This is a genomic window from Kitasatospora sp. NPDC088783 (assembly GCF_044750705.1).
Lineage (GTDB): Bacteria > Actinomycetota > Actinomycetes > Streptomycetales > Streptomycetaceae > Kitasatospora > Kitasatospora fiedleri.
Genome location: NZ_JBIVKJ010000004.1, coordinates 1 through 23,357, shown reverse-complemented (window position 1 = coordinate 23,357; position 23,357 = coordinate 1). Strand labels below are relative to the sequence as shown.

The 23,357-nt window shown below is 71.5% G+C and carries 21 protein-coding genes and 2 tRNA genes; 17 read left to right on the top strand and 6 right to left on the bottom strand.

Annotation, left to right across the window (positions count from 1 at the left end):
- Positions 1–46: 46 nt before the first annotated feature.
- From yidC to rpmH, 4 genes are read right to left on the bottom strand one after another with little or no spacing between them, the layout of a single operon-like run.
- Positions 47–1,225 (bottom strand): membrane protein insertase YidC, encoded by a 1,179-nt coding sequence (gene yidC / locus ACIP60_RS12490; RefSeq protein WP_400682765.1) that lies wholly within the window; start codon positions 1,223–1,225, stop codon positions 47–49.
- Between the two features lie 3 nt (positions 1,226–1,228).
- Complete coding sequence (yidD, locus tag ACIP60_RS12485; protein WP_100837226.1) at positions 1,229–1,543, bottom strand: membrane protein insertion efficiency factor YidD; 315 nt, start codon at positions 1,541–1,543, stop codon at positions 1,229–1,231.
- Positions 1,540–1,968: a ribonuclease P protein component gene (gene rnpA / locus ACIP60_RS12480; RefSeq protein WP_400682761.1), complete on the bottom strand. Its 429-nt coding sequence runs from the start codon at positions 1,966–1,968 to the stop codon at positions 1,540–1,542. Before rnpA ends, yidD begins: the two co-directional genes overlap by 4 nt.
- A gap of 19 nt (positions 1,969–1,987) precedes the next feature.
- Entirely contained in the window at positions 1,988–2,125 is a 138-nt protein-coding gene (gene rpmH, locus ACIP60_RS12475; RefSeq protein ID WP_043915359.1) for a 50S ribosomal protein L34, read from the bottom strand.
- A gap of 429 nt (positions 2,126–2,554) precedes the next feature.
- On the opposite strand from rpmH, the gene dnaA reads away from it, so the two are divergent.
- The 14 genes from dnaA to ACIP60_RS12405 all read left to right on the top strand — a co-directional run bounded on the left by dnaA (position 2,555) and on the right by ACIP60_RS12405 (position 19,102).
- On the top strand, positions 2,555–4,450 hold the full coding sequence (dnaA, locus tag ACIP60_RS12470; protein ID WP_400682756.1) for a chromosomal replication initiator protein DnaA: 1,896 nt from the start codon (positions 2,555–2,557) through the stop codon (positions 4,448–4,450).
- A gap of 1,235 nt (positions 4,451–5,685) precedes the next feature.
- Positions 5,686–6,816 carry a DNA polymerase III subunit beta gene (gene dnaN, locus ACIP60_RS12465; protein WP_100837223.1) on the top strand — a complete coding sequence of 377 codons (1,131 nt, stop codon included), beginning with the start codon at positions 5,686–5,688 and terminating at the stop codon, positions 6,814–6,816.
- Between the two features lie 144 nt (positions 6,817–6,960).
- A complete protein-coding gene (gnd, locus tag ACIP60_RS12460; RefSeq protein WP_400682753.1) occupies positions 6,961–7,836 on the top strand; it encodes a phosphogluconate dehydrogenase (NAD(+)-dependent, decarboxylating) in 876 nt (291 codons plus the stop codon).
- Positions 7,837–7,872: 36 nt separating this feature from the next.
- Positions 7,873–9,009, top strand: a complete 1,137-nt coding sequence (gene recF / locus ACIP60_RS12455) for a DNA replication/repair protein RecF (RefSeq protein WP_400682750.1) — start codon at positions 7,873–7,875, stop codon at positions 9,007–9,009.
- Between the two features lie 67 nt (positions 9,010–9,076).
- Positions 9,077–9,589: a DUF721 domain-containing protein gene (locus tag ACIP60_RS12450; RefSeq protein ID WP_111555394.1), complete on the top strand. Its 513-nt coding sequence runs from the start codon at positions 9,077–9,079 to the stop codon at positions 9,587–9,589.
- A 273-nt stretch (positions 9,590–9,862) separates the two neighbouring features.
- On the top strand, positions 9,863–11,854 hold the full coding sequence (gyrB, locus tag ACIP60_RS12445) for a DNA topoisomerase (ATP-hydrolyzing) subunit B (RefSeq protein WP_282206368.1): 1,992 nt from the start codon (positions 9,863–9,865) through the stop codon (positions 11,852–11,854).
- Between the two features lie 37 nt (positions 11,855–11,891).
- Positions 11,892–14,492: a DNA gyrase subunit A gene (gyrA, locus tag ACIP60_RS12440; protein WP_400682746.1), complete on the top strand. Its 2,601-nt coding sequence runs from the start codon at positions 11,892–11,894 to the stop codon at positions 14,490–14,492.
- 147 nt (positions 14,493–14,639) lie between these two features.
- Entirely contained in the window at positions 14,640–15,287 is a 648-nt protein-coding gene (locus tag ACIP60_RS12435) for a DUF3566 domain-containing protein (RefSeq protein WP_111555391.1), read from the top strand.
- 225 nt (positions 15,288–15,512) lie between these two features.
- Positions 15,513–16,895 (top strand): class I SAM-dependent methyltransferase, encoded by a 1,383-nt coding sequence (locus ACIP60_RS12430; RefSeq protein ID WP_400682742.1) that lies wholly within the window; start codon positions 15,513–15,515, stop codon positions 16,893–16,895.
- Positions 16,896–16,911: 16 nt separating this feature from the next.
- Positions 16,912–16,985: transfer RNA gene (locus ACIP60_RS12425), tRNA-Ile, on the top strand.
- A gap of 285 nt (positions 16,986–17,270) precedes the next feature.
- Complete coding sequence (locus tag ACIP60_RS12420; RefSeq protein WP_400682739.1) at positions 17,271–18,200, top strand: hypothetical protein; 930 nt, start codon at positions 17,271–17,273, stop codon at positions 18,198–18,200.
- Positions 18,201–18,300: 100 nt separating this feature from the next.
- On the top strand, positions 18,301–18,690 hold the full coding sequence (locus tag ACIP60_RS12415) for a DUF6191 domain-containing protein (RefSeq protein WP_400682736.1): 390 nt from the start codon (positions 18,301–18,303) through the stop codon (positions 18,688–18,690).
- Between the two features lie 100 nt (positions 18,691–18,790).
- Positions 18,791–18,919, top strand: a complete 129-nt coding sequence (locus ACIP60_RS12410; protein ID WP_014137031.1) for a DLW-39 family protein — start codon at positions 18,791–18,793, stop codon at positions 18,917–18,919.
- 110 nt (positions 18,920–19,029) lie between these two features.
- Positions 19,030–19,102, top strand: a tRNA-Ala gene (locus ACIP60_RS12405).
- A gap of 74 nt (positions 19,103–19,176) precedes the next feature.
- Here the strand turns inward: ACIP60_RS12405 and ACIP60_RS12400 are convergent.
- The gene (locus ACIP60_RS12400) at positions 19,177–20,100 is read right to left on the bottom strand and encodes a DUF5324 family protein (protein WP_400682733.1); all 924 of its coding nucleotides are present in this window, start codon (positions 20,098–20,100) and stop codon (positions 19,177–19,179) included.
- 163 nt (positions 20,101–20,263) lie between these two features.
- Here ACIP60_RS12400 and ACIP60_RS12395 point away from each other — a divergent pair, with 163 nt between their 5' ends.
- Both ACIP60_RS12395 and ACIP60_RS12390 read left to right on the top strand, forming a co-directional pair.
- Positions 20,264–20,791, top strand: coding sequence for a peptidylprolyl isomerase (locus ACIP60_RS12395; protein ID WP_400682731.1), 528 nt, complete (start codon positions 20,264–20,266; stop codon positions 20,789–20,791).
- Between the two features lie 226 nt (positions 20,792–21,017).
- Positions 21,018–21,824, top strand: a complete 807-nt coding sequence (locus ACIP60_RS12390) for a rhomboid family intramembrane serine protease (protein WP_400682729.1) — start codon at positions 21,018–21,020, stop codon at positions 21,822–21,824.
- 263 nt (positions 21,825–22,087) lie between these two features.
- Here ACIP60_RS12390 and crgA read toward each other — a convergent pair whose 3' ends face one another.
- Entirely contained in the window at positions 22,088–22,342 is a 255-nt protein-coding gene (crgA, locus tag ACIP60_RS12385; RefSeq protein WP_100837211.1) for a cell division protein CrgA, read from the bottom strand.
- A gap of 154 nt (positions 22,343–22,496) precedes the next feature.
- Here crgA and ACIP60_RS12380 point away from each other — a divergent pair, with 154 nt between their 5' ends.
- A complete protein-coding gene (locus ACIP60_RS12380) occupies positions 22,497–23,267 on the top strand; it encodes a DUF881 domain-containing protein (RefSeq protein WP_199528208.1) in 771 nt (256 codons plus the stop codon).
- The last annotated feature ends 90 nt before the right edge of the window (positions 23,268–23,357 follow it).

Here is a 23,357-nt window from a genome sequence, read left to right as displayed (position 1 = left end):
TTCGGAAACGAGGCCCTCGGGTGGGGCCGGGAACGAGGGTGGGTGACTACTTCTTCTTCGGCCGCTGGCCGCCCTGGCCACCGCGCCGCGGCTGCTGGCGCTGGCCCTGGCCCGGCTGGGCCCCCGGCTTCGGCCCGCCCGCCTTCGTACCGGACTTCCCGGCCGACGCGGCCCCGGCCGGGGTGGCCCGCGCCTCGTCAGCCGCCGTGTCCTGCGCGTCCTGCGCGTCCGGGTGCTCCCCGGTCTGCGCCTGGTGGGTCGCGGACGCCTGCCGCTGCGCCTTGCTCTGCTTGCGCGGCTGCTGCCGGCGCACCTGCACGCTCTCCTCGACCGCCGCCTGGGCGTCGGCCGCCGCGCCGCCCTTGGAACCGCCCTTGAGCATCGCCGCCAGGCCGGCCTTCTGGATCGAGCCGTCCGGGTTGATCCGGCCCTGCTTCTTCAGCCGGGCCTGGCGCTCGTCCCACGCCTTGCTGCCCGGCGTCGGGTTGTTGCGGATCACGACCAGCTGCTGGCCCATCGACCAGACGTTGGTGGTCAGCCAGTAGACCAGCACACCGACCGGGAAGTTGATGCCCATCACGGCGAACATCACCGGGAAGACGTACATCAGCATCTTCTGCTGCTGCATGAACGGCGTCTTGACCGACAGGTCGACGTTCTTGGTCATCAGCTGGCGCTGGGTGACGAACTGGGACAGCGACATCAGCACGATCATGACCGCGCAGACGATCTGGATCTGGACGCTGTCCGCGCCGACGAACTTGGCCGACAGCGGGGCGCCGAAGATGCGCGCCCGCTGGGCGCTCTCCAGCAGCGGCGTGTTGATGACGCCGATCGTCTTGTCGATGGCGATCGAGTGGAGCACGCCGTAGAGGGCGGTGAAGAACGGCGCCTGCACGAGGATCGGAAGGCACGAGGAGAACGGGTTGGTGCCCGCCTCCTTGTACAGCTTCATCATCTCTTCGGACTGGCGCTGCTTGTCGTTCTTGTAGCGCTCCTGGATGGCCTTCATCTTCGGCTGGATCGCCTGCATGGCCCGGGTCGCCTTGATCTGCTTCACGAAGAGCGGGATCAGGCAGATCCGGATGACGACCACCATCATCACGATGGACAGGCCCCACGCCAGGCCGCCGTCCGGATCGAAGACGTGGCTGAACAGCGAGTGGAACTGGACGATGATCCAGGACACCGCTGTGTAGAGGGGACTCAGAAAGCCGAGGATCACCGGTCAGACTCCTTGGACATCGGGCTTCGCCACCGGCTCCGGCTCGGCGGTCCCGCTCGTGGGGTTCAGCAGATTGCGCAGCCGGCGGTGCCACACCGGGTGCTTTCGCGGCGGAACATGGTCGACCCCACCGGGAGACCAAGGATTGCAGCGCAGGATGCGCCAGACGGTCAGCCAACCGCCCTTGATCGCGCCGTGGACGCGAACCGCCTCGTACCCGTAGCGCGAGCACGAGGGGTAATAACGGCACACCGGACCGAGCAGCGGACTGATGGTCCACTGGTAGAGCCTGATCAGGCCCATCAGCAGGTACTTCATCGCCCTGTTCCCGTCGGGGCACTGCCGGTCGGTTCGGACCTGAGCAGGCGGCGCAGTGCCGCGTCCAGGTCGTGTTCGAGATCCTGGTAGGGAGCCGTCGCCGCAGCCGGCAGCGCCCTTACCACTATCAGGCTACCTGCGGGGAACCGGGACAGGCGCTCTCGGACCAAGTGACGCAGGCGACGCTTGACCGCGTTGCGGACCACGGCCGGCCCCACGGCCTTGCTCACGACGAAACCCGCACGCGCCGAAGGGGGCCCTTCGGCGACGTGCGGGTGGAAGTCGCTGTTCCGGTCGGCCCCCGTGTCGGGCGCCACCTCTCTGTGGAGGTGGACCACCAGCAGGGGCCGACCGGCGCGACGACCGCGTTTCACCGCGGTCGTGAAGTCCTGGCGCCGCCGCAGCCGATTCTCGGTGGGCAGCACTGCAGACCCTCTGCGCGGATCAGGCGGACAGGGCGCTGCGGCCCTTGGCGCGACGCGACGCCAGGATGGCGCGGCCGGCGCGGGTACGCATACGCAGCCGGAAGCCGTGGGTCTTGGCGCGACGACGGTTGTTCGGCTGGAAGGTGCGCTTGCTCACTCGGGGGCTCCTGGGGTGAATCGTAGGATGACGGGGAATCGCTTGGCCGTCACCGTGCGTCCGCGCGATCTCCCCTTGCACTGGGAAATCCGGACCCCGACACCCAGATCTGCTGGGCTGGGACCACCACGGCGCCCGTGCTGCGCGCGTCATGGAAGCGGGCGGACCCGCGGACATGCGGCAGCGGCCATCGACAACTCGACCTGGTTACGGTACGCGGGAGCGGGTCCGAGGGTCAAACCAGGTGGCCGCCACGCCGTTACCCACAGCCTGTGGACAGAAACTTGAATCAGCTCTGCGCGCTGACTACCGTTGCAGGACTTGTCTCTTTTGTTCTCCGCCCGTGGCCGCCCCGGTGAGGCGGCACCCGGACCTCCCGTCCTGACCTGCCTGGCTCCCCCTGCTCGGGGAACGAGAAAGCGTGTACCAGTGGCTGATGTCAACAGCGATCTCGTCCTGATGTGGTCGAGGGTCGTCGAGCGACTGGTCAGCGACAGCGATGTCGTGGAGAAGGACAAGAACTGGGTGCGGCGCACCCAGCCGATGTGGATGATGCACGACACCGCCCTGCTCGCGGCGCCCAACGAGTTCGCCAAGCAGGTGCTGGAGGGCCGGCTGCTGCCGCAGCTGACCGAGGCCATCTCGCAGGAGTTCGGCCGCCAGGTCCGGATCGCGGTGATGGTGGACGCCACCGCCGCCCCGGCAGGCGAGCCCGACCCGGAGTCGGACCTCGACCACGAGCCCGTCCCGGAGTGGCCGCACCCGCGCCCCGAGCCGTCGTACCCGGCGCACGCCGAGCAGCCCTATTCGGCGCACGCCGAGCAGCCCTACCCGGTCCGGACCGAGCAGCCCTACCCGGGCGGCGGGCCCGGCTACCAGCAGCCCGGGCCGCCGCCCGGGAGCTGGCCGGGCCGGGGCGGGGACGACTACCAGCGCTCGGCGTACCCGCCCCCCGGCTACCCGGCGGCCGAGCCCTACCGGACGCCCGCGCAGGCCCCGTACCGCGACCACCAGCCCGGCGCGGAGGCCGGCGGCTGGGGGGAGCCGGCCCCGCTGCCCGAGCGGCGGCCCGACCCGGCCCCGCGGCGCTCGCACCGGCCGGGCCCGGACTCGGCGCAGGGCGACCTGTTCGGCGGGGCGCTCGGCTCCCCGGACGAGGACCGGCCGCGCCAGGGCGGCTCCCGGCGCGGCGCCCGCCCCGCCGCGCAGCAGCACGCCCAGGTCGAACGGACCCCCGGCGTCCCGGCCCCGCCCGGCGCTCCCCCGGCCGGCGGCCCGCGCAAGGACGAGCCGAACGCCCGGCTGAACCCCAAGTACCTGTTCGACACCTTCGTGATCGGCGCCTCCAACCGCTTCGCGCACGCCGCGGCGGTGGCGGTCGCCGAGGCGCCCGCCAAGGCGTACAACCCGCTCTTCGTCTACGGCGAGTCCGGGCTCGGCAAGACCCACCTGCTGCACGCCATCGGGCACTACTCGCGCAGCCTGTTCCCGGGCACCCGGGTGCGGTACGTGAGCTCGGAGGAGTTCACCAACGAGTTCATCAACTCGATCCGGGACGGCAAGGCGGACGCGTTCCGCAAGCGCTACCGGGACATCGACATCCTGCTGGTCGACGACATCCAGTTCCTGGCCAGCAAGGAGTCGACGCAGGAGGAGTTCTTCCACACCTTCAACACCCTGCACAACGCCAACAAGCAGATCGTCCTCTCGTCGGACCGGCCGCCCAAGCAGCTGATCACCCTGGAGGACCGGCTCCGCAACCGCTTCGAGTGGGGGCTGATCACCGACGTCACCCCGCCGGAGCTGGAGACCCGGATCGCGATCCTGCGCAAGAAGGCGATCCAGGAGCAGCTGAACGCCCCGGCCGACGTGCTGGAGTTCATCGCCTCCCGGATCACCCGGAACATCCGGGAGCTGGAGGGCGCGCTGATCCGGGTCACCGCCTTCGCCAACCTGAACCGGGCCCCGGTGGACCTGGAGCTGGCCGGCATCGTCCTGAAGGACCTGATCCCGGGCGGGGACGAGGACGCGGGGCCGGAGATCACCGCGCAGGTGATCATGCAGCAGACCGCCGCGTACTTCGGGCTGGGCGTGGAGGACCTGTGCGGCTCCTCCCGCAGCCGGGTGCTGGTGACCGCCCGGCAGATCGCGATGTACCTGTGCCGGGAGCTGACCGACCTGTCGCTGCCGAAGATCGGTGCCCAGTTCGGCGGCCGGGACCACACCACGGTGATGCACGCGGACCGCAAGATCCGCTCGCTGATGGCCGAGCGCCGGTCCATCTACAACCAGGTCACCGAGTTGACCAACCGCATCAAGAGCTAGCTAACAAAACCGGGGCACCGCGGGGACCGACCGGACCGCGGTCGGCTCGAAGGCTCAAAAGCCTTGAGCAGAGCGGTAGTTGACGTATCGAAGGGGAGTCGGGCCGAGGCGGCCCGGCTCCCCTTTCGGCTGCCCGGAGCGTTGCCCGGACGACCTGAGCGTTACCCGGACGAGTGGTGCGCGTGCGGCGGGGAGCACTCGTCCGGGTGGCCGGGCCGCCCTTCGGCGGACCGCGGCGGGGGCCCTGTAGTAGGGGCGGGCCGCGGGCGGCCGATCGAACGCGGCGGTGCCCGCCCGGCCGGCCGGATCCGTTCGGTCGGGGCCGGCCCTGGGCCGAACGGGGGTGTGGAAGGGCTTCCGGCGGGGCAGAAACACCCGGAACGGCCCCTTGCGCGGGCCCTTCGCACCGGCGAACGTTTGCGCGGCAAATCGAACGGTTCGGGTGCGCACCCCCGGTTGTCCACAGGAACGGGTGGGTTTTCCCCGTCCACAGGGTGCACAGCGGCCGGTTATCCCGAGGTTCCTCCACAGCCCCGACCGGGCTACGCTCTTCCGCGCAGGTCAACCCCCTGGGGGCTTGTGCACAACAGTTATCCACAGCCTGTGGAGAACTGAGGGGGCGTCAGCCGGTCCACGGAGTTATCCACCGGCTGTCCACAGGAATGGCCGAGTTATCCCCAGGTTTTCCACAGCTCTGTCCACAGTTCGGCAACATCAACGCGTCCGTCACCCCTGCGTGTGAAAGGCGTCACGTGATGTTGATCCGGGCCGGTGGATAACTCTCCCGTTTTCTGTGGAAACAGCTGTGGATAACCTGTGGATACTCAGCGTGCCCTGTGGATTACTCTCCGCTGTCCACAGGAGGGCCTGGTTGTCCACAGCCGCCATCCACAGGACCTGTGGACAAAATCTGGCCGCTGACCTGCGAAAACGGGGTTATCCACGGTATCCACAGGCCCTACTACTACTGCTACACATAGAGAGCTCGGAACTTGATCAACAGTGGGGGTGGCCCGAATCTGTGGACAACCGGGCCCCGACATTTGTTCGGCTCGCTTGTGCCCATCTGCCCCGGCTGTCAGCCGAGTACGTCAGACTGTCCTTCGGCAACCGGGAGCAGGACGGGGCGGAGCTGATCCGCCCGACCGGTCGCCGAACGGGATCAGACGATCGACAGCACGGGCCGGCGGTACCGGCCGGCCGTGCGGCGAGATGCAGCCAGGAGGCGGTTACCGGTGAAGTTCCGGGTGGAGCGTGATGTCCTCGCGGAGGCGGTGGCCTGGGCTGCCCGCAGCCTCCCCGCGCGGCCGCCGGTGCCGGTGCTGGCCGGCCTGCTGCTGACCGCGCAGGAGGGCACCCTGGCGCTCTCCGGTTTCGACTACGAGGTCTCCGCCCGGGTCGAGCTGGAGGCGGACGTCGAGGAGGCCGGCACCGTCCTGGTCTCCGGTCGCCTGCTGAACGACATCTCGCGCAACCTGCCGAACCGCCCGGTGGAGATCTCCACCGACGGCGCCCGGGTCAGCGTGGTCTGCGGCAGCTCGCGCTTCACGCTGCCGACCCTGCCGGTCGACGAGTACCCGGCGCTGCCCCAGATGCCGACCGCCACCGGCACCGTCCCGGGCGACGTGTTCGCCTCGGCGGTCAGCCAGGCCGCGGTCGCCGCCGGCCGCGACGACACCCTGCCGGTGCTCACCGGCGTCCGGGTCGAGATCAACGGCAGCGGGATCACCCTGGCCGCCACCGACCGGTACCGCTTCGCCGTCCGCGAGCTGCTCTGGAAGCCCGAGCAGGACGACATCAACGCGGTCGCGCTCGTCCCCGCCAAGACCCTGCAGGACATCGCCAAGTCGCTGGGCAGCGGCGACCAGGTCACCATCGCGCTGTCCGCCGGCGGCGCGGGCGAGGGTCTGATCGGCTTCGAGGGCGCCGGCCGGCGCACCACCACCCGCCTGCTGGAGGGCGAGTTCCCCAAGTTCCGGTCGATCTTCCCGACCGAGTTCTCGGCGGTCGCCGCGGTGCAGACCCAGCCCTTCCTGGAGGCGCTCAAGCGCGTCTCGCTGGTGGCCGAGCGCAACACCCCGGTCCGGCTGAACTTCGAGCAGGGCGTGCTCACCCTGGAGGCCGGCTCGGGCGACGACGCGCAGGCCACCGAGCGGATCGACGCCGACCTGGAGGGCGACGACATCTCGATCGCCTTCAACCCCGGCTACCTGGAGGAGGGGCTCAAGGCGATCGACGCCGGCTACGCGCAGCTGAGCTTCACCACCCCGACCAAGCCGGCCCTGCTCACCGGCAAGGCCGCGGTCGACGCGGAGCCGGACGAGGCCTACCAGTACCTGATCATGCCGGTCCGCCTCTCCGGCTGACCGGCCACCCGTCCACCAGGGGCGCGAGGGGCGACCGCCCCCGCGCCCCTGTGGCTGCCCGGCGCTCCCTCCCCGTCGGCGTAGGCTCAGTGGGTGCGGCAACGGCGCCGCCATCAGGCACGACACCACAGTGAAGGACTTGTCATGGAGCTCGGCCTCATCGGTCTCGGCAAGATGGGCGGCAACATGCGCGAGCGCATCCGCCGCGCCGGCCACACCGTCACCGGCTACGACCGCAACCCGGACCTCGCCGACGTCGACAGCATCGAGCAGCTGGTCGCCAAGCTGGAGGCGCCCCGCGTGGTGTGGGTGATGGTCCCGGCCGGCGGCCCGACCCAGGAGACCGTCGAGCGCCTGGCCGACCTGCTCTCCCCCGGCGACGTGGTGGTCGACGGCGGCAACTCGCGCTGGACCGACGACGTCAAGCACGCCGAGCTGCTGGCCGAGAAGGGCATCGGCTTCGTCGACTGCGGCGTCTCCGGCGGCGTCTGGGGCCTGGAGAACGGCTACGCGCTGATGTACGGCGGCGAGGCCGCCGACGTGGCCAAGGTGCAGTCGGTCTTCGACGCGCTCAAGCCCGAGGGCGACTTCGGCTCGGTGCACGCCGGCAAGGTCGGCGCCGGCCACTTCGCCAAGATGGTCCACAACGGCATCGAGTACGCGATGATGCAGGCCTTCGCCGAGGGCTGGGAGCTGCTGGAGGCCGCCCCCGAGGTCACCGACGTGCGCGAGGTGTTCCGCAGCTGGCAGGAGGGCACCGTCATCCGCTCCTGGCTGCTCGACCTGGCGGTCCGGGCGCTGGACGACGACGAGCACCTGGCCAAGCTCAAGGGCTGGGCCGCCGACTCCGGCGAGGGCCGCTGGACGGTCGAGGCCGCGATCGACCACGCGGTGCCGCTGCCCGCGATCACCGCCTCGCTGTTCGCCCGGTTCGCCTCCCGGCAGGACGACTCCCCGCAGATGAAGATGATCGCCGCGCTGCGCAACCAGTTCGGCGGCCACGCGGTCGAGTCCAAGTAAGCACCCCCGGACAGAAGGCGAGCGCAGTCCACCGTCATGCACGTCGCGCACCTGTCGCTCGCCGACTTCCGTTCCTACGCCCGGGTCGAGGTCCCGCTCGACCCGGGCGTCACCGCGTTCGTCGGCCCCAACGGGCAGGGCAAGACCAACCTGGTCGAGGCGGTCGGCTACGTCGCGACCCTGGGCAGCCACCGGGTGGCCACCGACGCCCCGCTGATCCGGCTCGGCGCCGAGCGGGCGGTGATCCGGGCGAACGTGGTCTCCCAGGGCGGCCGCTCCACCCTGGTCGAGCTGGAGCTCACCGCCGGCAAGGCCAACCGGGCCCGGCTGAACCGCTCCGACAGCGTCCGCCCGCGCGACGTGCTGGGCGTGCTGCGCACCGTGCTGTTCGCCCCCGAGGACCTCGCCCTGGTGAAGGGCGACCCGGCCGAGCGCCGGCGCTTCCTGGACGAGCTGCTGACCGCCCGGGCCCCCCGGCTGGCCGGGGTGCGCTCCGACTACGAGCGGGTGCTCAAGCAGCGCAACGCCCTGCTGCGGACCGCCGCGGCGGCCCGCCGGGCCGGCGGCGGCAAGGCCGCCGACCTGGCCACCCTGGAGGTCTGGGACGGCCACCTGGCCCGGTCCGGCGCCGAGTTGACCGCCTTCCGGATCCAACTGGTGGCCGCCCTGCAGCCGCTGGTCGCCGAGGCGTACCGCCAGCTCGCCCCCGGCGCCGGCGACACCGTGCTGGAGTACCGCTCCTCCTTCGAGGGCGAGCTGCCCACCAGCCGCGAACAGGCCGAGCAGCAGCTGCTGGAGGCCCTGCGCGGGATGCGCCGGCAGGAGATCGAGCGCGGCCTGACCCTGGTCGGCCCGCACCGCGACGAGCTGCTGCTGCGGCTGGGCCCGCTGCCCGCCAAGGGCTACGCCAGCCACGGCGAGTCCTGGTCCTACGCGCTGGCGCTGCGGCTGGCCTCGTACGAGCTGCTGCGGGCCGAGGGCGGCGAGCCGGTGCTGGTGCTGGACGACGTGTTCGCCGAGCTGGACGCCCGCCGCCGGGACCGGCTGGCCGAGCTGGTGGCCGGCGGCGAGCAGGTGCTGGTCACCGCCGCGGTGGCCGAGGACGTGCCGAAGGCGCTGAACGGGGCCCGGTACGGCGTCTCGGGCGGCACAGTGGACCGGCTGACCCCGTGAGCCCCGGGAACCACGTACCCTGGGCGGCTCGTCGGAGGAGTCGTCCACAGCCTGGAGATGGAGCGTGATGGCGGAGGGGCCGGAGCTTTCGGGGGTGGACCTGGCCCGGGTGGCGCTGCGCGCCGCCAAGGAGCAGGCCCGGCAGCGCGGGGAGCAGGTGCGCGAGCGGCGGGAGGCCAAGCGGACCGGGCTGCGCAGCGGTGCCCGCGCGGACGGCCGGGACCCGGTGCCGCTGGGGGCCGCGCTGAACCGGCTGATCACCGAGCGGGGCTGGGAGGCGCCCGCCGCGGTGGGCGGGGTGATGGGCCGCTGGTCGCAGATCGTCGGGCCGGACATCGCCGCGCACTGTGAGCCCAAGTCGTACGCGGAGGCCGAGGCGGTGCTCACCGTGCAGTGCGACTCCACCGCCTGGGCGACTCAACTACGGCTGCTGGCGCGGCAGTTGGTGGCCCGGCTGAATCACGAGCTGGGGCACGGCACGGTCCGGGTGATCAAGGTGCTGGGGCCGGATGCCCCGGTGCGCGGTTACGGGCGGTTGCGGGCGCCCGGCAGCAAGGGCCCGGGTGACACCTGGGGCTGACCCCGGTGCGGCGGACCGGGATCTTCCGGAATCGCTGGCGGCCCGTCCAGGCGCTCTGAGCCCCCCTGTCGAGTATCGGGACACGTCCCGAGGGGATTCAGGGCGGCACATCTGCCCTCAGAGGCTGCCAAACGCCCCTCTCTGTCGGTCGTACCGGTAGACTGAAGCGTAAACACCGTTGCGTGGAGCAACAGAGTCGAAACGCCGTGGTCGCACACCTGCCCGGGCAAGCGGGGAGGGGCGCGGCCCGCGCTGTGCCAGAGAGGGCGCTTCGTGGCCGATTCCGGCAACCCCAGCCAGACCCCAGACCCGTCCGACCAGAAGGCCTACGACGCCAGCGCGATCCAGGTGCTGGAGGGCCTCGACGCCGTCCGCAAGCGCCCGGGCATGTACATCGGCTCGACCGGTGAGCGCGGCCTGCACCACCTCGTGTACGAGATCGTCGACAACTCCGTCGACGAGGCGCTGGCGGGCCACGCCGACACCATCGGCGTCACGATCCTGGCCGACGGCGGCGTGCGGGTGGTGGACAACGGCCGCGGCATCCCGGTCGGCATCATGCCGGGCCAGGACAAGCCCGCCGTCGAGGTCGTGCTGACCGTGCTGCACGCGGGCGGCAAGTTCGGCGGCGGCGGCTACGCGGTCTCCGGCGGTCTGCACGGCGTCGGCATCTCGGTGGTGAACGCGCTCTCCACCCGCCTTGCGGTGGACATCAGCACCGACGGCGCGCGCTGGACGCAGGAGTACAAGTCCGGTGCCCCGACCGCCCCGCTGGTCCGGCACGAGGAGACCTCGGAGACCGGCACCACGGTCACCTTCTGGGCCGACCCGGACATCTTCGAGACGACCGTCTACTCCTTCGAGACGCTCTCCCGGCGCTTCCAGGAGATGGCCTTCCTCAACAAGGGCCTGACGATCGTGCTGACCGACGAGCGCCCCGAGCACCTGGACGAGGAGGGCAACCCGCTCTCCGTCACCTACCGGTACGACGGCGGCATCGCGGACTTCGTGGCCCACCTCAACTCCCGCAAGGGCGAGCCGGTCCACCCCTCGGTGATCGACTTCGAGGCCGAGGACAAGGACAAGACGATCTCGGCCGAGATCGCCATGCAGTGGAACTCGTCCTACACCGAGGGCGTGTACTCGTTCGCCAACACCATCCACACCCACGGCGGCGGCACCCACGAGGAGGGCTTCCGGTCCGCGCTCACCGGTCTGATGAACCGGTACGCGCGCGACAAGAAGCTGCTGCGCGAGAAGGACGACAACCTCTCCGGCGAGGACATCCGCGAGGGCCTGACCGCGATCATCTCGGTCAAGCTCGGCGAGCCGCAGTTCGAGGGCCAGACCAAGGACAAGCTCGGCAACACCGAGGCCAAGACCTTCGTCCAGAAGGTGGTCAACGAGCACCTGGCCGACTGGCTGGACCGCAACCCCAACGAGGCGGCGGACATCGTCCGCAAGTCGATCCAGGCCGCCAGCGCCCGGGTCGCCGCCCGCAAGGCCCGCGACCTGACCCGGCGCAAGGGCCTGCTGGAGTCGGCCTCGCTGCCCGGCAAGCTCTCGGACTGCCAGTCCAAGGACCCGGCCGAGTGCGAGATCTTCATCGTCGAGGGCGACTCGGCCGGCGGCTCCGCCAAGCAGGGCCGCGACCCGCGTACCCAGGCGATCCTCCCGATCCGCGGCAAGATCCTGAACGTCGAGAAGGCCCGGATCGACAAGGTGCTGCAGAACACCGAGGTCCAGGCGCTGATCTCGGCCTTCGGCTGCGGCATCCAGGAGGACTACGACGCCGAGAAGCTGCGGTACCACAAGATCGTGCTGATGGCCGACGCCGACGTCGACGGACAGCACATCCGCACCCTGCTGCTGACCCTGCTGTTCCGCTTCATGCGCCCGCTGGTCGAGTCCGGGTACGTCTACCTGGCGATGCCCCCGCTGTACAAGATCAAGTGGGGCCGGGACGAGTTCGAGTACGCCTACTCCGACCGCGAGCGCGACGCGCTGATCGCGGCCGGCGTCGAGGCCGGCCGCCGGCTCCCGAAGGACGACGCGATCCAGCGCTTCAAGGGCCTCGGCGAGATGAACGCCGAGGAGCTGCGCGTCACCACCATGGACGCCGCGCACCGCCTGCTGCTCCAGGTCACCCTGGAGGACGCCGCCCGCGCCGACGACCTGTTCTCCGTCCTGATGGGCGAGGACGTCGAGGCCCGCCGCTCCTTCATCCAGCGCAACGCGAAGGACGTCCGCTTCCTGGACGTCTGACGTCCGCCCAGGATCGTTGAAAGGAAACTGACCACCAGTGGTCGACGACAACCGTCCGGACGGCGGCGAGCAGCCCGCGGACAGCACCCTCCTCCCCGCCCAGAGCGGCAACCGGGTCGAGCTCATCGAGCTCGAGACCGAGATGCAGCGCTCCTACCTCGACTACGCGATGAGCGTCATCGTCTCGCGCGCCCTGCCCGAGGTCCGCGACGGCCTCAAGCCGGTGCACCGCCGGGTGCTCTACGCGATGTACGACGGCGGCTACCGGCCCGAGAAGGGCTACTACAAGTGCGCCCGCGTGGTCGGCGACGTGATGGGCAACTACCACCCGCACGGCGACACCTCGATCTACGACACCCTGGTCCGCCTCGCCCAGACCTGGTCGATGCGGATGCCGCTGGTCGACGGCAACGGCAACTTCGGCTCCCCGGGCAACGACCCGGCCGCGGCGATGCGCTACACCGAGTGCAAGATGATGCCGCTGGCGATGGAGATGATGCGCGACATCGACGAGGAGACCGTCGACTTCGCCGCCAACTACGACGGCCGGCAGCAGGAGCCGACCGTCCTGCCCTCGCGCATCCCCAACCTGCTGGTCAACGGCGCCACCGGCATCGCGGTCGGCATGGCCACCAACATCCCGCCGCACAACCTGCGCGAGGTCGCCTCCGGCGCGCTCTGGGCGCTGGAGCACCCCGAGGCCAGCAACGAGGAGCTGCTGGAGGCCCTGATCGAGCGGATCAAGGCCCCCGACTTCCCGACCGGCGCGCTGATCGTCGGCCGCCGCGGCATCGAGGAGGCCTACCGCACCGGCCGCGGCTCGATCACCATGCGCGCGGTGGTCGAGGTCGAGGAGATCCAGGGCCGCCAGTGCCTGGTGATCACCGAGCTGCCGTTCCAGGTCAACCCGGACAACCTCGCGCTGAAGATCGCCGACCTGGTCAAGGACGGCCGGATCGCCGGCATCGCCGACGTCCGCGACGAGTCCTCCTCGCGCACCGGCCAGCGCCTGGTCATCGTGCTCAAGCGGGACGCGGTCGCCAAGGTCGTGCTCAACAACCTGTACAAGCACACCGACCTGCAGACCAACTTCGGCGCCAACATGCTGGCCCTGGTCGACGGCGTGCCACGCACCCTCTCGCTGGACGCCTTCATCCGGCACTGGGTCGCCCACCAGATCGAGGTCATCGTCCGCCGGACCACCTTCCGGCTGCGCAAGGCCGAGGAGCGCGCGCACATCCTGCGCGCCCTGCTCAAGGCGCTCGACCAGATCGACGCGGTGATCGCGCTGATCCGCGCCTCGGAGAGCGCCGAGGCCGCCCGCACCGGCCTGATGCGGCTGCTCGCCATCGACGAGCTCCAGGCCAACGCCATCCTGGAGATGCAGCTGCGCCGGCTCGCCGCCCTGGAGAGCGCCCGCATCCTCAGCGAGCACGACGAGCTCCAGGCCAAGATCAACGAGTACAACGCGATCCTCGCCTCGCCCTCCCGGCAGCGCGAGATCGTCTCCGAGGAGCTCACCGCGATCGTCGAGAAGTACGGCGACGAGCGGCGCTCCACCCTGATCCCCTCCGACGGCGACCTCTCGATCGAGGACCTCATCGCCGAGGAGGACATCGTGGTCACCATCACCCGCGGCGGCTACGTCAAGCGCACCCGCTCCGACCTCTACCGCTCGCAGAAGCGCGGCGGCAAGGGCGTGCGCGGCGCGCAGCTGAAGCAGGACGACCTCGTCGACCACTTCTTCGTGACCACCACCCACAACTGGATCCTGTTCTTCACCAACAAGGGCCGGGTCTACCGCGCCAAGGGCTACGAGCTGCCCGACGCCGGCCGCGACGCCCGCGGCCAGCACGTCGCCAACCTGCTGGCCTTCCAGCCGGAGGAGCACATCACCCAGGTGATGGCCGTGCGCACCTACGAGGACAAGCCGTACCTGGTCCTCGCCACCCGCGGCGGCCTGGTCAAGAAGACCCCGCTCAAGGACTACGACTCCCCGCGCTCCGGCGGCCTGATCGCGATCAACCTGCGCCAGGACGAGGAGGGCCGGGACGACGAGCTGATCGGCGCCGAGCTGGTCTCCGCCGAGGACGACCTGCTGCTGATCTCCCGGAAGGCCCAGTCGATCCGCTTCAAGGCGACCGACGAGGCGCTGCGCCCGATGAGCCGGGCCACCTCCGGGGTGAAGGGCATGTCCTTCCGCGAGGACGACGAACTGCTCTCGATGAACGTGGTGCGGCCCGGCACCTTCGTCTTCACCGCCACCGACGGCGGGTACGCGAAGCGGACCACGGTTGACGAGTACCGTGTCCAGGGACGCGGCGGTTTCGGTATCAAGGCGGCGAAGATCGTCGAGGGCCGGGGCTCGCTGGTCGGCGCCCTGGTCGTCGAGGAGACCGACGAGATCATGGCCATCACGCTGTCCGGCGGCGTGATCCGGACCAGGGTTTCCGAGGTGCGTGAAACCGGACGTGACACCATGGGCGTCCAACTGATCAACCTCGGAAAGCGCGACGCGGTGGTGGGCATGGCCCGCAACGCGGAGGCGGACGAGGAGGAGGGCGCGGACGAGGCCGTCGACGAGGCGGAGTCCGCGGCCACCGAGCAGGACGCGGACGGCGCGCCCGCCCAGGGCTGACGCACGGACGCGCACCGTGGTGCCCGCCCCGCCGGTGGCGGGGCGGGCACCACGGTCTGACCGCGGGCCACCGGGGTACGCGGAGCACGAGCACAACACGGACCAGGGCGGTGCGATCGCCCTGGCGGACGGTTCGGGAGGACCACGGTGAGCGGAGCCACGGGTGCTGGAGGTGCCACGGGCGGCCTGGCGGGCGGGCCGGGCGGAACCGCCCAGCAGTCCTACGGGGGCCAGACCCCGCCTCCCCCACCGAGCGCGCCGCCCGCGGGCGGCTTCTCCCAGCCCACCACCTACGCCAAGGGCCAGCCCACCCCGCCGCGCGGCACCCGCGTCCCGGGCGCTCCCGGCACCCCCGGCACCCCCGGGCAGAGCGGCGGCCAGCCCCGCCGCCCCGGCCCGTCCGGCGGCGGCACCGGCCGGACCCGCAAGGCCCGGCTGCGGGTCACCAAGGCCGACCCGTGGTCGGTGATGAAGGTCAGCTTCCTGCTCTCGCTGGCCCTCGGCGTGATCATCATCGTGGCCGCCGCGGTGCTCTGGATGACCCTGGACGGCCTCGGCGTCTTCTCCTCGCTGAGCAGCACCCTGAAGGACGTCACCGGCAGCGGCGGCGACAGCTCCGGCGCCTTCGACCTGATGGACTACATCGGGTTCGGCAAGGTCATGCTCTTCACCGTGCTGATCGCGCTGGTCGACATCGTCCTGATGACCGCGCTGGCCACCCTCGCCGCGTTCATCTACAACTCGGCGGCGGGCTTCACCGGCGGCATCGAACTGACCCTCGCCGAAGAAGACTGATTCCGCGTCAGCCGGGCGGAATTCCCGGGGCCCCGGAGGCTGTTGAAGCCTCCGGGGCCCTTCGTCGTCCCCGGTGCAATCGGGTGACCGCCCGGCGTGCCGGGGCCGCGTTCCGGCCCGCAGTGCAGAGACAGGTGGAAGAACGGGAACGGTCAGCGGGCCGCCCGGCCGCCTCCGGCGGTCACCGGGCGTCCCGGACGGGAACGACTGGTCGGAGGGGCCGTCATGGCGCAGCACGCACAGCAACTGGTCGACGCGGTGGAGGGACTGATCGGCCGTCCGATCCCGCTGCGGATCCGCGCCCGGGACGGCTCCGAGGCCGGCCCGTCCGGAGCCCCCACCATCGTCCTGCGCAACCGCCGCGCCCTGCGCCGGCTGCTCTGGTCCCCGGGCGAGCTCGGCCTGGCCCGCGCCTACGTCTCCGGGGACCTCGAAGTCGCCCCCGACACCGACCTGTACGAGGTGCTGGCCGCCGTCTCCTCCTTCGCCGAGGACCGGGACGCCCCCCGCCCGCAGGTCGGCCCGCGCCAGTACCTCGGCGCCCCCGGCCGCCGGCTGCTCGGCACGGCCCTGCGGCAGGGCATCCTCGGGCCGAACCCGGCACCCCCGGCCGAGGAGGTCGGGCGCCGCCGCGGCCGGCTGCACAGCCGCCACCGGGACCGCGCCGCGATCAGCCACCACTACGACGTCGGCAACAACTTCTACCGGCTCGTCCTCGGTCCCACCATGGTCTACTCCTGCGCCTACTGGGAGCCCGCCGCCAAGAGCCTGGAGGACGCCCAGACCGCCAAGCTCGACCTGATCTGCCGCAAGCTCGGCCTGCGCCCCGGCACGCGCCTGCTGGACGTCGGCTGCGGCTGGGGCTCGCTGGTCCTGCACGCCGCCCGCCACTACGGCGTCGAGGCGGTCGGGGTCTCCATCTCCACCGAGCAGGTCGCGCTGGCCCGGCAGCGGGTCGCGGAGGCCGGTCTCGCCGACCGGATCGAGATCCGGCTCCAGGACTACCGGGAGATCCCCGACGGCCCCTTCGACGCCATCTCCAGCGTCGGCATGGCCGAGCACGTCGGCTCCGCCCAGTACCTGGTCTACGCCCGCCACCTGTACGGCCTGCTCGCCCCCGGTGGACGCCTGCTCAACCACCAGATCGCCCGCCGCCCGCTGCCGCCCGGCGAGGCGTACCGGCTCTCCCCCTTCATCGACCGCTACGTCTTCCCCGACGGCGAGCTCTCCCCGGTCGGCACCACGGTCTCCCGGCTGGAGCAGGCCGGCTTCGAGGTCCGCGACGTCGAGGCCCTGCGCGAGCACTACGGCCGCACCCTGCGCGAGTGGGTCGCCAACCTGGAGGCGCACTGGCCCGAGGCCGTCGCCCTGGCCGGCCGCGGCCGGGCCCGGGTCTGGCGCCTCTACATGGCCGCCTCCGCCGTCTCCTTCGAGCAGAACCACATCGGCGTCAACCAGGTCCTCGCCGTCCGCCCCACCCCCGTCGGCGGCTCCGGCCTCCCCCCGACCCGCCCCGAGTGGCTCGCCGAGTCCGCCGAGCCCGCTGAGCAGCACCGTCCGGAGGAGGCCCGGGATACGGATTTGGGAGATCGGCCGTCGGTCCGCTAATCTTTCAGTGCGGCAAGGGCCTATAGCTCAGACGGTTAGAGCGCTTCCCTGATAAGGAAGAGGCCACAGGTTCAAGTCCTGTTAGGCCCACCGGCGCGAAGGCCCCGATCACCTGGTGATCGGGGCCTTCGACGTGTTCCACCCCCGTAACCCCCCGCCCGCCGGCTCGTTGGGCCCGGTGCGCAGAGGCGACACAGGGTGAGCTGACTCGAAACTGATGTGAAGTCGGGGATAGCCGGGCGACAGAACCGGCCATCGGGTGACGTGGGACGTAACGCGACCTCTGCTCCGGCCGGCGGATGATCCGGCCCCGCCCGCCCCGGGCGATCGGGCGGTTCCCCCGTCGTGTCTTCTTTCACCCTGTGAGGCACTCCCATGTCCATGGAAGCCGCGCTGCTCGAATCCAGGACGCTCCGAAGCGGCCTGTGCGAGCGCACCGAAGTCCTCGACGAGGTCAAGGCCCTCGTCCTGCTGCCCGACGGGCTGTACGTCACCACGCGGATGGTGGCGGACTACTTCGAGGTCGGCGAGAACATCATCCGAGCGGTGGTTCGACGCCACCGGCAGGAGCTGGAGAGCAACGGATTCACCGTGCTCAAGCCTGTGGACGACCCCGAGGACCAGAGTTACAAGAAGTACTTCTGGCAGGTCAGCGGTACCGAAGGAGGTGAGGAGAGCCCCCGCGCACAGGCCCCCCGGTGGTCCCCGCCCGTGGACAGCCCCTACGGCCGTCCCCAGGGCGGCGGCAACGGCGTCGCCCTCTACTCGCGGCGGGCCGTCCTGAACGTCGCGATGCTGCTGCGCGACAGCGAGGTGGCCCGGCGGGTGCGCGGGCGGCTGCTGGACGCGGTGGAGGCGGCGGCGCGGCCGGTGGTGGTGCCGCCGGTGGTGCACGCGTTCCGGGCGCGGCCGTGGCGGCGGTGGAGCGAGCTGCGGTGGGACGAGTACGAGGCGGGGCGGCGGGACCCGGCGGTGGAGGACCGGCGGCGGCGGATCGACGGGCTGGAGCCGTTCGAGTCGCACCGGCCGGGGGAGTTCGAGCCGGTGGCGCCGCGGCACGCCGAGGAGCCGGAGTTCGCGTTCACGGCGGAGGACCTGCCGGCCGTGGTCCCGGGGCTGGTGGTCTCGGCCGGGTCGATCGAGCGGCGGCTCGACGCGCAGGGGCTGCTGACCACCGCGCTCGGTGAGCGGACCTCCCGGCAGGAGACCCGCCTGGACGGGCTGGACACCCGGCTGGACGTCCTGTTCGCGGACGTGCGGGCGGTCCGGCGCGAGCTGGCCCGGCTGCGGCGGCGCAAGCGGTAGCCGGTAGCCGGTAGCCGGGGGAACCGGTAGCCGGTCGCAGGAGTGCGCGGGCGCGCCGTCGGGCGGGAACGGCGGCGCGCCCGGGCGCGTTGTCGGGGGCATGGGGTTCTTCTGGGCGATGAGCCTGCCGGGCCTGGTCTGCGCGCTGGTGGCGCTGGCCTTCGTGGACCAGCTCGCGCTGCGGGCGCGCCGGAGCCGCTGGGTGCCCTGGCGCGGGACGGGGCGGGAGGGCCAGGTCTCGGCGACCGGGTTCGAGCAGCTGCACGCCCAGTTCGCGGCCGGTAAGCAGGCCGAGCTGGAGCAGCGGAGGACCACGCTGATGCTCCGGGACGAGGAGGGCGATGCCGCTCCGCCGCGTTCGACGGTGGACCTGGACGGCGGGGTCGCGGTGATCCGGGCCGAGCGTTCGCGGTCGGACGATCGTACTGATGCCGGTGGGTCAAAGCCGGTGGCGGATCGGTCGGTTGGCGGTGGCGGGGGCCGCTCTTGAAGGGGTTACCGGTGTGTATCATCGGCCCCAGGGCGGTCTGCACCCTGGCCGCTGGTTCGTGCTCCTACATCCAAGTAAGCAAGAAGGACGAGGTCCCGCGGTGAAGAAGCTTCTCCTGGTCGCCCTGGTCGCCCTCGGCGGCTTCTTTGTCTACCGTCAGGTCCAGGCGGACCGTGCCGAGCAGGACCTGTGGACCGAGGCGACCGACCCGGTCCCCGCCGGCCGCTGAGCGCCGACTGACGAAGTCTCTCTCGGGCCGGCCCGCGGAGCACGGGCCGCGGCCGGTCCGAAACCCGCGCGGGCGGCCGCCCGGGAGCGGGTAGGCTGTCCCCGTTGCTCGGGGCCTTAGCTCAGTTGGTAGAGCGCTGTCTTTGCATGGCAGATGTCAGGGGTTCGACTCCCCTAGGCTCCACAGTCGACGAACGGCCCCCGACCTGGTGAACAGGTCGGGGGCCGTTCGCGTGCCCGGGGGCTTCCGGGACGGGGTCAGTGCGGCTTGCGCGGGTCGTGCGGCTTGGGGTGGTCGTCGTCGGCGTGCTCGTCCTCCGACCGGGGGGCAACCTCCGGGTCGGCCGGTGCGCCGGGCTCGTCGAGCGGGACGGAGCCGTTGAGCACCGCGCCGCCGACCGTGCCGCCCACCGGGCCGCCGGCCGCGCTGCCGGGAGCGGTGGGCGCCGTGGAGTCCGCGGCGGCCGTGGTGTCGGTGGCGGCCGTGCCGGAGGGGACGGGGGAGAGGGTGGGCGCGGCGGCCGGGGCCGGGGGCTCGGTCAGCCACTCGGGGTTGTTCTGCTTGCGGTACCACTGCCAGGCCAGCACGCCGGTGCCGATGGCCAGGGTGCCGGCCACCGCGAGGGCGGTGGCCCAGCCGTTGCGGCGCTGCTTCTTGGCGTTCTTGGCGGCCAGCTTGCTGATCTCGGCGGAGCTGACGTGGCCCTGCAGGGCGGTGACCGCGGCGGCGCCGCGGGTCTGCGCCTCCAGGGCGATCGGAGTGATGTTCTCCTTGGCGGCCTGGAAGGTCTCGGTGACCTTGGGCACCACGGTGGCCCGGGCCTGTCCGGCGGCCTGACCGGCCGACAGCTTGGCGGCCAGAGCGGCCTCCTGGGCCCGGTGTGCGGCCCGGAGCGCGGCCTTCTGGGTCTCCGGGGGGAGGCTGGTGAAGGCGTGCTCCAGGTGCGGTGCGACGTACTTGGCGTACTGCACCCGGGCGGTCTGCGCGGCCTGGCCGGCTCCGACCTTGGCCTGGGCTCCGGCGGCGGCGGCCTTGGGGCCGAACGCCTCCAGCTTGGGGCCGAGCAGCTGCTTGGCCTCCTCCGCGTAGTGCAGCGCGGCCTCCTTGGCGGAAACGGCGTAGGGCGCCACGGCGTCCTTCGCCCGTCCGGCGGTCTCGCGCGCGGTGTCCGTACGGCTCACGGGCTTCTCCTTCTCGGCGGGTGTCCGGCGTCCGGTACGCACCTTTCCACCTGCTAGGAGATCATGCATCGGGCTTGCCCACCGGGCACCTCCGGCTGAGCCGTCCGCGAGCCGCGTGGGATGATTCCTCGGATAGTCAGGCAAGAGAGAGGAAGGTACTGCCGTGGCCGAGGAACTCACCGCCACCCTGAAGACCAACCGCGGTGACATCGTGGTCAAGCTCTTCCCGAACCACGCGCCGAAGACCGTCGCCAACTTCGTGGAGCTGGCCGAGGGCACCCGCGAGTGGAAGAACCCGGAGACCGGCGAGCTGGCCGCCAAGCCGCTGTACGACGGCACGGTCTTCCACCGGGTCATCGAGGGCTTCATGATCCAGGGCGGCGACCCGCTGGGCAACGGCACCGGCGGCCCGGGCTACAAGTTCGGCGACGAGTTCCACCCCGACCTCTCGTTCGACCGCCCGTACCTGCTGGCGATGGCCAACGCCGGCCCGGGCACCAACGGCTCGCAGTTCTTCATCACGGTCGGCGCGACCAGCTGGCTGAACCGCAAGCACAGCATCTTCGGCGAGGTCGTGGACGAGGCCAGCCGGAAGGTCGTGGACGCGATCGCCACCACCGCCACCACCAAGCCGTACGACCGCCCGGTCGAGGACGTGGTGATCGAGCAGGTCGTCGTCTCGCGCGGCTGATCCGCGCCCGGCCGCCCCGCGGGGCGGCCCCCGCGCGCCCGTGCGCGCAGTAGCCTGGGCGGTCCCGGCGGTGCCCCGTTCCGTACGGCGGGGGGCGGCGCCGGGACCGTTTCGTTGAGGAGGGACAGCGGCGATGCATCCGGAGGAGCCCGTGCGGCCGACGTCGGCGGACGGCCGGGGGAGCGGGTTGCCCCGGTGCCGCCGGCACCCCGAGCGGGAGACGGGGGTGAGCTGCGCCAGGTGCGGGCAGCCGGTCTGCCCGGAGTGCATGGTGCCCGCCTCGGTGGGCTTCCAGTGCCCGGACTGCGTGCGGGGCGAGGCCGGGCAGCAGACCCGGCAGCAGCCCCGGACCACGGCCGGCGCGCTGCTGACGCTCGGCGACGGGGCGCTGGTCACCAAGGTGCTGATCGGCGTCAACCTGCTGGTGTTCCTGCTCACCGAGTACGTCGACCGGGTCTGGCAGTTCCGGCTGGGGATGGGCAGCGGGGCGGACGCGTTCGGGACGCGGATCGGCGTGGCCGAGGGCCCTGGCCAGTGGTACCGGCTGGTCAGCGGGATGTTCGTGCACGCCGGGGTGATGCACATCCTGATGAACATGTTCTCGCTCTGGGTGCTCGGCCCCCAGTTGGAGCGGGTGCTGGGCCGGTGGCGCTTCCTCGCCCTCTACCTGCTGTCGGGGGTGGCGGGCAACGCGTTCGGCTACCTGCTGGACGGGGCGGACATGTTCTCGGTCGGCGCCTCCGGGGCGATCTTCGGCCTGCTGGGCGCGACCGCGGTGCTGTTCCGGGCGAACCGGGTGCCGATGCAGCCGGTGATCGCGCTGCTGGTGGTCAACCTGGTGCTCACCTTCACGCTGCACAACATCGACTGGCGGGCCCACCTCGGCGGCCTGGTGGCCGGGGTCGCCATCGGGGCCGGGATGATGTCCGCCCCGCGGGAGCGCCGGAACCTGGTGCAGGGGCTGGCGCTGGCCGGGGCGGTGGCGGCGATCCTGCTGATGCTGCTGGTCGGGACGGCGCGCCTGCCGGGGTGAGGCTGTGCACAGTCGGTGGGCGCCGGGGCGGGCCCACCGATTGGATTTCCCGGCTCTACGCGCGTTATGCTGCTGCGTTGCGAGTTATCCACAGGCTGGGCGGAGTTTTCCCCAGTGTGGACAACCCTGTGGATAAACGTTCGGACGCTCCCGGCGGGACCCGGCCCGTCCGGGGCGCGGACAGCCCGGAGACCGCCCCGGCGCGCTGTCCGGGGCGGTGCGGGTGGATCAGGCCGGGATCCGCCGGGCGGGCGGAGCCGGCGTCACTTCCACTGGGTGGAGACGCCGAAGCCCGCCGCGATGAAGCCGAAGCCGGCCAGGATGTTCCAGTTGCCCCAGCTGCTGATCGGCCAGTTGCCGCTGGTCACGTAGTACGTGACGATCCAGACCAGGCCGACCAGGAAGAACACCAGCATCAGTGGTGCCACCCAGCTCCGGCCGGAACTGATCTTCACGGCCGTCGCGGTGCTCGGGGGCGGCGTGTAGTCGGCCTTCTTGCGGAGTCGAGACTTCGGCACGAGGGGCTCTCCTGTCGATGCGCTGTGACCGCGCGGGTGGGTCAGCGTGGGCGGGCGGCAAATGGCGGGCCGGTCCGTACGGTTGATCCTCCGCACATGCCACCGGCGTCCGTTAGCGTAGTGGCTCGCCGGGTCGTAAGGAGATAAGGGTACGGTGCCTGATTCCACGATTTCTTCGCCCTCCCCGGCTTCGGGCCCCCGTCGTGGGCGAATTGTCGGACGTGCCCTGACCTGCACCGTCTTCGCGCTCGCCGGGCTGCTGTTCTACGTCAGCGCGCGGACCGCGCACGGCACCGACCTGCGCACCGACAACTCGCTGCTGAAGCTCAGCGACGTCATACAGCAGCGCTCCACCCAGAACCAGCAGCTGTCGGAGCAGGTCTCCGCCGACCGGGACCGGGCCGACCGGCTGGCCCGGGAGCAGGGGCAGAGCCCGGACGACGCGGCCCGGCTGGCCGAACTGCAGCGGGCCGCCGGGCTGGACCCGCTGCGCGGACCCGGGCTGACCGTCACCCTGGACGACGCCCCGCCGAACGCCACCGCCCGCATCCCGGGCGTCCCCGAGCCCGGCGTCAACGACCTGGTGATCCACCAGCAGGACATCCAGGCCGTGGTGAACGCCCTGTGGCGGGGCGGCGCGGAGGGCATCCAGGTGATGGACCAGCGGCTGATCTCCACCAGCGCGGTGCGCTGCGTCGGCAACACCCTGCTGCTCCAGGGCCGGGTCTACTCGCCGCCGTACGTGATCCGCGCGGTGGGCCGGACGGAGGCGCTGCGCGCCGCGGTGGACGCCGACCCCACCATCCGCAACTATCTGGGCTACGTGACCGCCTACGGGCTGGGCTGGAAGGTCCAGGAGAGCGGCGAGCTGACCCTGCCCGGGTACACCGGCTCCGCCGACCTGCGCTCCGCGGAGGCCCCCTAGGACGTGTCTGACAAATGATCACCTTCGTCCCGATCTCCGGCGGTAGGTAATGCCCTTGCTGTGATGGTGGAGGCCAGCGATGCTGGGTCG